We start from the raw sequence: 10,282 nt of genomic DNA on the forward strand, positions 1-10,282 counted from the left end.
TTCAACTTTATTCTCCCTCTATTACCACCTGAGACAGGTCAGCCACATCCTTCCACAAGTTTACCACTTTTTTCATCAAATTTAAGCGATTTTCTCTTAAATCTTTTTCTTCACACATCACTAAAACCTGGTCAAAAAATTGATTAAGTAAGGGCAAAAGAGAATAAAATATTTCAAAAGCAGCGAAATAATTTCCCCCCGCCACCGCCTGATTAAAATCTTGCTCTACTTTCTGGAGATTTTTATATAATTCTATTTCTAACTCCTCTTGCAAGAGGTCTTCTCGCAAATCTCCATTACCGGAGAACTCTTTGCTGATATTGTTAGCTCGAGTAAAGCCGGTGACTATCTCAGATAAAAACGACCTTCTCTCTCTTCTCAGCTTTTCCAGAACCTCTATTTTTTTAAAAGCCTCATAGAGGTCATCAATAGAAGTGTTCAAAACTGCATTAACCACCGAATAATTAAAGCCGGAGCTCAGAAGACGAGAACGAAGGCGATTAAACAGAAATTCTACCACTTCCGCTTTTATCCCCTCATTTTCTCCTCCCAGACCCTGCTCTTTTAAAAGGTGAAGATTTTTCTCTACCCAGGGAGATAATGACAGATACCACTGGCAGTGCAATATTATATTCACAATACCTTGAGCCATTCTCCTCAACCCCCAGGGGTCTTGAGAGCCGCTGGGGATTCTTCCCAGGGAAAAACTGGAAACAATATTATCCATTTTATCCACCAAAGAGAGAATCATCCCCGCTACTGTGCTGGGATAGATTTCCTCCCCTGGTAGTGGATAATATTGCTCTTCCAGAGCTATTGCCACTTCCTCTTCCTCCCCATCTAAAAGAGCATAGACTCTACCCATATAACCCTGTAGTTCAGGAAATTCCTTTACCATCTCACAGGCGAGATCTGCCTTAGATAGATGAGCAGCTTCCTCGGCCCGTTTTATCCTTCCTGAGTCAAAGCCCAACTCCTCTCCCAGGTAACGGGCCAGTTTTTCTAATCGCTCTACTTTTTGTTTCATGGTCCCGAGAGACTCTTGAAAGATTATGCCATCGAGAGCCTCTACTCTATCCCTCAGGGGCTTTTTCCTGTCTTCCTCAAAGAAAAAAAGCGCATCTTCCAGCCGGGCCTTAAGTACTCGCTCATTTCCCTTTACTATTTTTTCTCCCCCTTCCCGGGGTCGATTTAAAACTATAAAGAAAAAGGGCAGCAGTTCCCCCCGGTCATCTACACAGGCAAAATACTTCTGGTGATGCTTCATCACTGTGGTAAGCACTCGATGGGGGAGCTTCAGATACTGAGAATCAAACCGACCGGTTACGGCATCGGGATATTCCACTAAAAAATTTACTTCCTGGATCAAGCTCTCATCTTTCAGCCAGTGGCCCCCGATGAGTTTTTCTTCCCTGCTAAGAGCTTCCTCGATTTTCTTCCTTCTTTCTTCCTGACAAACTATAACTTTAGCTTCCCGCAGCGAAGTAAAATACTGAGAGGGTTCTTTTAATTCCACAGGTTGTGGCGCAAGAAAGCGATGTCCCCGGGTAAAACGGGAAGATACCACTCCCGCTATTTCGAAAACTATCTCTTTCTCCCCCCACAGAGCACAAATCCAGCGAAGGGGACGAACAAATCGGAATTGTCCTTCTCCCCAGAGCATGGAACGAGGAAATTCCAGAGAGGAAATAATCCGGGGAAGGAGAAGGGGTAAAATTTCTTCTACCAGTCTTCCTTCTTCTTTTTTCACCCCGAAAATATAAACCCCCCTTTCAGTCTCCTTTACCACGAGGTCGGATAAATCAATACCCTGAGAGCGAGCAAAGGCATGAGCAGGCTCCAGAAACTCTCCTGTTTCAGAAATACCTACTTTTTTAGCCGGACCTTTTATCTCTTTAAGAACAGGGTTCTGCCTTTCTGCTACGCCCCGCAGATAAACGGTCATCCGCCGGGGGGTTCCCACCACTTCCAGGTCTTTGTAATCTATGCGGGCTTCCCGAAAGCCCCGGGTGAATTTAGTTTCCCATTCCTGAAAAATGTCAGATATTAAACTGATAGGCAGCTCTTCCATCCCTATCTCTAACAAAAGGTCTTTTTCTTGTGTCATTTATCCTTACCTCTCCGGTCCAGAGCCACTAAGATGCAGCAGTTTTTATCTTGGAAGAAAAGGGAAACCCCAGAGCTTTTCTTTCCTCGAGATACAGTTGAGCACAACGATTGGCTAATTGCCTTATTTTCCCCATATACTGGTTCCTTTCCATAACGCTTATTTCTCCACAAGCATCTAATAGGTTAAAAATATGGGAACATTTCAAAACGTAATCATAAGCTGGGAGAATCAACCTTTTATCCAGCAACCTTTTAGCTTCTCCTTCATAAAGCCCGAAGAGGGTAAAAAGTGCAGGAGGATTGCTTTCATCAAAGCTGGATATAGAGTGCTCTCTCTCCTCTTGCCAGCGGATATCTCCATAGGTCAGATATTCATTCCACTCTACTTCGAATATATTTTCCTTTTCCTGCAGGTACATAGCCATTCTTTCTAAACCATAAGTTATCTCCACAGCAATGGGCTTTAAGTCTATTCCTCCGGCTTGCTGAAAATAGGTAAACTGGGTAACTTCCATCCCGTCTAACCAGACTTCCCAGCCCAGACCCCAGGCTCCCAGGGTGGGAGATTCCCAGTTATCCTCCACAAAGCGGATATCGTGTTCTTCTGACTTAATACCCAGGTGGAAAAGGCTTTCTAAATATAAATCCTGAATATCAGAAGGTGAAGGTTTAATAATAACCTGAAATTGATAATGTTCATAAAGCCGGTTAGGGTTTTCTCCGTATCGACCATCGGCAGGACGGCGAGAAGGTTCACAGTAAGCCACTCTCCAGGGCTCCGGTCCTAGAACTCGCAAGAAAGTAGCCGGATTCATGGTGCCTGCTCCCACTTCCACATCATAAGGTTGGACAATAACACAACCCCTTTTTTTCCAATAATCACTGAGGGTCAGAATGATGTCTTGAAAATACACGGCTTCCTGGCTAACTAAACTATACCACAACCGGCATAGTTTGCTGAGATACTTTTATCCCGCCTTCTTCAAGCTGCCTTCGCTCAGCCCGCGGTTTTAAGACAGCCTCCTCGCTCTCCCCCCAAAGAGCAAAACTCAAAAGTACTTGTTTTTACTCATTATTTCCTGAAAAGAGGCTCAATGGTGGCAGGGAGGACAGAGTTTTCAGTATTCCGAGATTTTTTGCTGCTAAACTTTTAGTTAACAACGCCTTATCTTTCATCATAGCCACTGCCTGATATTTAGCTGGATGTCTTTTTTATGAGTATAAATTATCCTATTCCTCCCCGAACACACCAAGCCTAAAATATAGCAATTTTAGAAAATCCTGTCAACTGGAAAAAACCGCTCCTTGATAAAGAGATCGAAAATCATGCCAGTTCATAACTTTATCTCCTACTTCATAGCTCAAATAGTCAGAAAGAATTTTATCCAGTTCCTCAAACTGAAAAAAACTGAGCTTCAGCGACGATAAATTTCCCCCCGGAGAGGAAAGATATCTGAGTATAGCCCTCAAATCCTGAGGGAAAACCACTTTTTCTGGCACTTTTGAAGCACAGGAAGGACAGATTACACCACCTTCCTGGTTGCTCCAGTAAGCTTCTCCTTCCACATCTCGGTTGCAGAGAACACAGCTCTCGAGATGTGGAGCTATTCCTAAATAAAAAGCCAAATCCAGTTTGAACCGGAGAAAAGAAGAATAAACGTCCTCCCCCTTTTTCAAAATTATCTCCCAGAAATATAGCACTCTTTCTAAAAGCCCCTCTTCTGGCTTTTCCCACTGCCAGCAGCGGTCTAAAAGATACAGCAAATAACTTCCCTCTAACCACCTTATCAGTGAAGAAGTCATATCCCGGTAAGAAAACTTAATCAAACCCTGCATGAGTATGGGCATTCCCGCCCCGGAATAAAACATAAATTCGGAATAATTAAAAACATCTAAAGAAGCTCCAAAACGATTTCCCACTTTTCGAGCTCCTTTTGCCAAAGCTCTAATTTTTCCCCTCTTCTGAGTGAAAAGGGTAACCAGACGGTCTCGCTCTCCAAGGTTAGTAGAGCGAATCACTATTCCCTCGTCTTTCCAGTAACGATTAAATCTCTCTCTCACTTAGTCCTGTATCCCCATCTTCCCAGAACCTCGGGTCTTTTCCTCCAGTTCTTCTCCACTTTAACCCACAAATCGAGATAAACTTTTTTGCCCCAGTTAAATTCTATTTCTTTTCTGGCCTCTTCTCCAATTTTTTTTAACATTTTGCCTTCCTGACCAATGACAATTTTTTTATGGGAATCCCTCTCCACATATATAATAGCTCTGATATAGAGAATATCACCCCGGTCTTTAAACTCCTCCACCCTCACCTCTACCCCGTAAGGGACTTCCTGATAAGTATACCACCAGATTTTCTCCCTTATTATTTCTGCCACTATATCTTTTTCCCAGATATCAGAGATAACATCCTCTCCATAATAAGGAGGCCCCGGAGGAAGAGCTTCCACTATCTCAGAAAGCAACTCAGAAATCCCCTCTCCAGTGATAGAAGAAACTGCCGCTTTCCCTTGGAAGGGGAAAAGATTAGAAAACCGGGAAAGAATTTTCCGGGCTTCTTCTTCTTGCACCAGGTCTTTTTTGTTAAGAACCAAAAAAACCGGGCCGGTAAAAGAATGTAAACTATTCAGATATTTTCTATCCTCTTCTTCCCTGTTATCGGGAGCAATCATGTAGAGAAGCACATCAACACCATCCAGAGCTTTTTCAGCCTCCTGAACCATCCATTTACCAAATTCATCCCGGGGAGAATGCAAACCCGGAGTATCTAAAAAAACCACCTGGGCATCAGGGAGGTTGAGAATTCCCTTTAAAACCTGACGGGTAGTTTGAGGCTTGGAAGAAACAATAGCTACCTTGCGTCCCAAAACGTAATTTAAAAAAGTAGATTTTCCTACATTGGATTGCCCCCATATGGTAACAAAACCAGAGCGGAAAGCCAAGTTATTTACTCCTTTCTATCGTCATTTCTCAGAAAAAAAGCCCGCGGTAAAAGAGAGTGAAGAGAAACTATCTCATAATCTCTATCACTTTTAGCCGCTATTACCTCCAGTTGAGGAGCAAATTCATAAAGAACCTGCCGGCAGGCTCCGCAGGGAAAACAATAAGAAGAAGGGTCAGCAATGATGGCTATTCTCTTAAATTCTCTTACCCCCTGTGATATAGCCTTAAAAATCGCTACCCTTTCGGCACAAATGGTTAAACCCAGGGAGGCATTTTCCACATTACAACCGGTAAAAATATCCCCGTCATATCCCAGCAGCGCCGCCCCCACCGGAAAAGAAGAATAAGGAGCATAGGCATATTCTCTCACCTTGATAGCTCTTTTTATCAACTTTTCTCTTTCCTCTTCCTCTTCTAAAAGCCGATACAGAGCTTCTTGTCTTTCTTCCATTGCTCTGGCCTTTTCAGCATCTTCGTCTTCGTATCCCAGAAGATGAAGCAAGCCATGGATTAAAACGATGCTCAACGCTCTCTCTTCGCTCTCTCCCCGGACGTGTGCTTCTTGCTTGACAACAGCAGGACAAATTATTATCTCTCCCCAGATATCATCTTCATCAGAAAATCCGTAAAAAAAGGATATAACATCGGTACAGGCATCCTGGTGAAAAAACCTTTTCTTTAGGCTTCGAATCTCCTCCTCATCCACTGCCGCTATACTCAAACACCCCGGAAAGTCTTTCCCTTCCTCTTTTAAAACGAAGTCTACTATTTTCTGCACCTTTTTTCTGGTTAAAAAGCTTTCCCTGGTTCTATTTACTATTTCTACCCGGCTCATCTTTTATATCTTTCCCCCTGACTATTTTTAATGCCTCTTCTTCCGGATAATAGGGAATCCGGGAGTGAATCATTCCGTTCAAAACCACCACGAAAGCTTGAGCAATTTGCCGGATATCTCTCATAGTGAGAGGAGATTCATCCAGCTGTCCCTCCTGCAAATATTTTTGCAAAATACCGTTAACTATGGCATCCACCCGACTGGGAGTGGGACGAGTAGCACTGCGCACCGCTGCTTCCACACTATCAGCTAAAAATACCAGTGCTTGTTCAACAGTACGCGGTAGAGGTCCAGGATAGCGAAACTCTTCTTCCCTCACCTCATCTTTTCTTTCCTTTACCGCCTTATCGTAAAAATAGCGTATTATAGTGGTCCCGTGATGGCAAGCGATGATTTCCTGAATTTCGGGGGGCAAATTGTATTGCCTGGCTATTTCCACCCCGTCTTTAACATGACTCTGGATAATTAAAGAGCTCAAGTTAGGGGAAAGACGATTGTGGGCATTATGCCCCTCCATCTGGTTCTCAATAAAAAAGTAAGGCCTTTTTATCTTACCTACATCATGATAATAAGCTCCAACCCTCACTAAAAAAGGATTGGCTCCAATTCTCTCCGCTGCAGCTTCAGCGAGATTAGCCACCATCAAGCTGTGGCTATAAGTGCCGGGAGCTTCCATGAGAAGTCTTTTCAAAAGAGGATGAGTAGGATTTAGCAATTCCATCAACCGAAAATCGGAAGTTATATGAAAAATACTCTCCAAAAGAGTAATTCCACCCAGAGCGATTACTGCTCCTCCCATTCCTCCTCCCCATCCATAAAAAGCATCAGCTAAAACTTTGGTTAACTCTTTACCCTCCTGCAAACCAAAAACAAAGCTCAAACCCATATTGGTAAAGGCCATCATCATTCCCGCTTTTACCAGGTCTCCTGTTTTAGAGATTTTGCTTAACCAGAAAAGTGGCAAGAATAAATTAACATAGATATAAAATCCCTGAATAAAATCCACCCTGTCCCCCAAAAGAATAAGAGGAAAAAGAATCAAGGATTCCCCCAGAGCATAATCTTCACCTAAAAGAGGCAAAAGAATAAGAGGAAGAGCACTGATGATTATAAAAAAGGAGGAAAGGCGAAAAGTCAGTGTATTCATGGCTACAATGCCCCCTACCGCTATTAAACGCAACAGGAGCAGAGAATCGTCCTCCAAAAGAGAAGGGACAAATTTTCGGATATAGAAATATTCTGCCACCACCGCTCCAGTTATTACCAGAGCCCAGGCTAAAAGCTGGAACCACTGATCTCCTTCTCCCCCGAAGCCCATGGCTCTTAAAATTTCTATGTCCTCTTTAGTAGCTATTTCTCCTTTTCTTAAAATCACTTCCCCTCGCTTAATAATTCTCTTTACCGGTTGCAAAGATTCCAGAGCTTTCAAGCGTTCTCTTTGTGTGCCCTCGCTATCCACCACTGCAGTGGGCCGGAGAAAACGGAAAACCAGGGCTTCTGCCACTCTTATTTCGCTTTCTCCCAGATCCATTCTTTCCAGCTCACTATAGGCCTCTAAAATCTTCTCTTCTAATTCTTCTTCCCGGATAGGGTTGGCCATATAGCGGTTGATTATATCAAAAGTAACTCCTTTGACTCTCTCATATTCCTCTTGAGGGGAGGCAATAAGCCACTCCAACACCCCCGGGGTAATTCTCCACTTCTTACTAAAGGTATCCTTAAAATCGGTAGATAAAAGAGAGTAGGTAGGACGAGCTTCTTCCAGAGATTTAAAAAATTCTTCTAACTCTTGTTCAATTTTATCCAGCGTTTGAGGGTCGACACGATAAACAGGAGGAATAGCAGAGAGAAGCCTCTTTTGTGCTTCTGCAGTGCTGGGAATATCGATAATCTCCACCGAGCGAGGAGCAATGATGTCTCGACTGACCACTTCTCCCTCTTTTATTTTCCATTCCTCTCCCCAGGAAGAAAACCAGAAGAGAAAGAAAAGCATTATTCCATAAAGGAGAAAATTCAGAAAGCGAAAAGAAAGAAGATGAGACTTAGCGAGAGAGAGCTTTTTCCTCAAATTTTTCATAAGCCAGAATAATCTTCTGGACTAACTGATGTCTGACCACATCTTTTTCGTTCAAATAAACAAATTCTATTCCCTTAATGTCCTTAAGGATTTCTTGCACCACCACTAACCCCGATTTTTTACCACTGGGAAGGTCAATCTGGGTGATATCGCCGGTCACCACCACCTTGGAACCGAAGCCCATGCGGGTCAAAAACATTTTCATCTGTTCAGGAGTGGTATTCTGTGCTTCGTCCAGAACTATGAAGGAATCATTGAGCGTCCTCCCTCTCATATAGGCAAGAGGAGCCACCTCAATCACTCCTTTTTCGCTGTACTTCTGAAATTTATCAGGGGAGAGCATTTCATAGAGGGCATCATAAAGAGGTCGTAGATAGGGTTCAATTTTCTCCTTCAGGTCTCCAGGTAGATATCCCAGGCTTTCTCCTGCTTCTACCGCCGGCCTTACCAAGACAATTCTGCTCACTTTCTTGGTTTGCAGGGCAGCACAGGCCATAGCCATGGCTAAATAAGTTTTCCCCGTCCCGGCCGGACCGATGCAGAAAGTTATATCCGCATTTCTTACTGTCTGAACGTATTTCATCTGTCCCGGACTTTTAGCCCGGACAGGTTTATGATAAGCAGTAGTCAGAATAGTGGGTTCTACTTTATCATTCCACCACGCTTTTTTGTTTTCTTTGAAACTGAGAGCCATTTTTTGCAGGTCATCAGAACTCAATTCTTCTGGAGGAGAAAAAGAAGAAAGTTCTTGCAAAAAATCTCGGGCTAAAGATACCTCTCCACTCTCACTTTTAGTTCTGATCACTAGATCCTCTTCCTCTATAGTTACCTCTACCTTAAACACACTTTCAACGACTCTGATTTTACTATCCAGATAGCCAAAAAGCGCTTTAATGTTTTCCACACTTTCTAAAGAGAAACGCACTTCTCTATCTTTCAGGTCAATCCCTTGAGACAAGTTTTTCTATCACCCCACGTTTATCTTTTGACATACCACTTTAGAAATCACTTCCCCCCCTGCCCTGCCCTGAAGGCGAGACATCACTTCCTTCATCACCGGGAAAAGAGATGCTTCTCCAGGCCAGCTGGCTAATACATCATTTATAACTCGCTCCACTTCCTCCTCTGAAAGTTGAGGAGGGAGAAAATCTTGCAGAATGGCTATCTCTTTCTCTGCCTTTTCTAAAAGCTCGGAACGATTTCCTTTTTCAAAATATTCTTCACTTTCTTGCCTCTTTTTAATCTCCTTCCGGATTAAGGCAACTATTTCCCCCTCTTCCAGATTGCCCCTTTTTTCAATCTCTTTATTTTTTATCTCTGAAAGGAGCAACCTCAAAGTATCCAGCCTCAGCTGGTCATGAGCCTTTAGTGCTGCTTTCATCTGCTCTTCAATCTGAACTTTTAAAGACGATACCTCTTTCATCCTCTTCTTTTTCTTCGGGCAGCTGCTTGAGCCTTCTTTCTTTTCTTTTCACTCGGTTTCTCATAATGCTCCCTGCGTTTCATCTCCGAAATTACTCCATTACGCTGGCACTTTTTCTTAAACCGGCGCAAAGCTTCGTCTATGCTTTCTCCCTTACCGACTTTGATTTCAGTCACCCTTATTCCTCCCTAAATCCAAGTTAAAACCATTATAAGAAATTAAAAGAAAAGTGTCAAATAAACTACCTGGCTGGCTGTAGTTATCCTATAGTAATGTCAGTATGAGAAAGAAACAATAAAGAGAACTATAGTATCGACTATAAGGGGGCGCCGTCCCCTTATAATCCCCCCTTTATCATCTGTCATCGCGAGGAGCGATTGAGGTGGCGATCTCGCTTCCCCTCATCCTCTTCAGGAGACTCTCCATATTTTCCCTCGCCCTCGACGGGAGAGGGTTAGGGTGAGGGTGTCTTTTTCTTGTCATCGCGAGCATGGCGTATTTTGCCATGCGTGGCGATCTCTTTTTGGATTCTCCTCGGCAAAGAAACTCGGGATTGCCACGGACGGCCTACGGCGTAAGATTAAAAAAATAGAAAACTTAAAAGACAAAAGCTAACTGAGGGAGAGAAAGCCTCCCTCAGCGAAACTACGAGGCTCGCAATGACCGCCCAAGTCCCTCATTCCTGAATGGTTCTATCACCTTTTGTTCGTCACCCCTGAATGGTTCTATCAGGGGTCCACAGTCTTTAAAAAACATGGATGCCTCGCTAAATTTCAGGCATGACAAAAAGATAAGCCTCGGAGGGAGAGGGACGGTTTAGAGAGCTTGCGGGGAGAGGGTTAAGGTGAGATTTTCCTCAAGTTCGTCACCCCGGCGACTTTCGAGTCGTTTTTAG

Annotated in this window: 9 protein-coding genes; all 9 read right to left on the bottom strand. The window is 43.4% G+C overall.

Translation table 11 applies throughout. From position 1 onward, the window contains the following. Positions 1–7 precede the first annotated feature (7 nt). The 9 genes from glyS to rpsU all read right to left on the bottom strand — a co-directional run bounded on the left by glyS (position 8) and on the right by rpsU (position 9,563). Positions 8–2,107: a glycine--tRNA ligase subunit beta gene (gene glyS, locus GXZ17_RS06160; protein ID WP_409376413.1), complete on the bottom strand. Its 2,100-nt coding sequence runs from the start codon at positions 2,105–2,107 to the stop codon at positions 8–10. A gap of 28 nt (positions 2,108–2,135) precedes the next feature. Then, positions 2,136–3,023 (bottom strand): glycine--tRNA ligase subunit alpha, encoded by an 888-nt coding sequence (gene glyQ / locus GXZ17_RS06165; RefSeq protein ID WP_409376422.1) that lies wholly within the window; start codon positions 3,021–3,023, stop codon positions 2,136–2,138. Between the two features lie 370 nt (positions 3,024–3,393). Further along, a complete protein-coding gene (recO, locus tag GXZ17_RS06170) occupies positions 3,394–4,170 on the bottom strand; it encodes a DNA repair protein RecO (protein ID WP_409376414.1) in 777 nt (258 codons plus the stop codon). Then, positions 4,167–5,051 (bottom strand): GTPase Era, encoded by an 885-nt coding sequence (era, locus tag GXZ17_RS06175; protein ID WP_409376415.1) that lies wholly within the window; start codon positions 5,049–5,051, stop codon positions 4,167–4,169. The genes recO and era overlap by 4 nt, the downstream gene beginning before the upstream one ends. Positions 5,052–5,056: 5 nt before the next feature. Next, positions 5,057–5,887, bottom strand: coding sequence for a cytidine deaminase (locus tag GXZ17_RS06180; protein WP_409376416.1), 831 nt, complete (start codon positions 5,885–5,887; stop codon positions 5,057–5,059). Further along, positions 5,862–7,964, bottom strand: coding sequence for an HD family phosphohydrolase (locus GXZ17_RS06185; protein WP_409376417.1), 2,103 nt, complete (start codon positions 7,962–7,964; stop codon positions 5,862–5,864). The genes GXZ17_RS06180 and GXZ17_RS06185 overlap by 26 nt, the downstream gene beginning before the upstream one ends. Next, positions 7,930–8,922 (bottom strand): PhoH family protein, encoded by a 993-nt coding sequence (locus GXZ17_RS06190; RefSeq protein WP_409376418.1) that lies wholly within the window; start codon positions 8,920–8,922, stop codon positions 7,930–7,932. Before GXZ17_RS06190 ends, GXZ17_RS06185 begins: the two co-directional genes overlap by 35 nt. Positions 8,923–8,931: 9 nt before the next feature. After that, positions 8,932–9,387: a GatB/YqeY domain-containing protein gene (locus GXZ17_RS06195; RefSeq protein ID WP_409376419.1), complete on the bottom strand. Its 456-nt coding sequence runs from the start codon at positions 9,385–9,387 to the stop codon at positions 8,932–8,934. Continuing rightward, positions 9,384–9,563 carry a 30S ribosomal protein S21 gene (gene rpsU / locus GXZ17_RS06200; RefSeq protein ID WP_409376420.1) on the bottom strand — a complete coding sequence of 60 codons (180 nt, stop codon included), beginning with the start codon at positions 9,561–9,563 and terminating at the stop codon, positions 9,384–9,386. The genes GXZ17_RS06195 and rpsU overlap by 4 nt, the downstream gene beginning before the upstream one ends. Between the last annotated feature and the right edge of the window lie 719 nt (positions 9,564–10,282).

It is taken from the genome of Candidatus Sordicultor fermentans (assembly GCF_012728195.1).
Taxonomy (GTDB): Bacteria; Atribacterota; Atribacteria; order Atribacterales; family Caldatribacteriaceae; genus Sordicultor; species Sordicultor fermentans.

Excerpts from the sequence above, each read along its gene's own strand:
- GXZ17_RS06185 (WP_409376417.1), bottom strand. The coding sequence starts at position 7,964 with ATGAAAAATTTGAGGAAAAAGCTCTCTCTCGCTAAGTCTCATCTTCTT.
- glyS (WP_409376413.1), bottom strand. The coding sequence starts at position 2,107 with ATGACACAAGAAAAAGACCTTTTGTTAGAGATAGGGATGGAAGAGCTG.
- GXZ17_RS06195 (WP_409376419.1), bottom strand. The coding sequence starts at position 9,387 with ATGAAAGAGGTATCGTCTTTAAAAGTTCAGATTGAAGAGCAGATGAAA.
- GXZ17_RS06180 (WP_409376416.1), bottom strand. The coding sequence starts at position 5,887 with ATGAGCCGGGTAGAAATAGTAAATAGAACCAGGGAAAGCTTTTTAACC.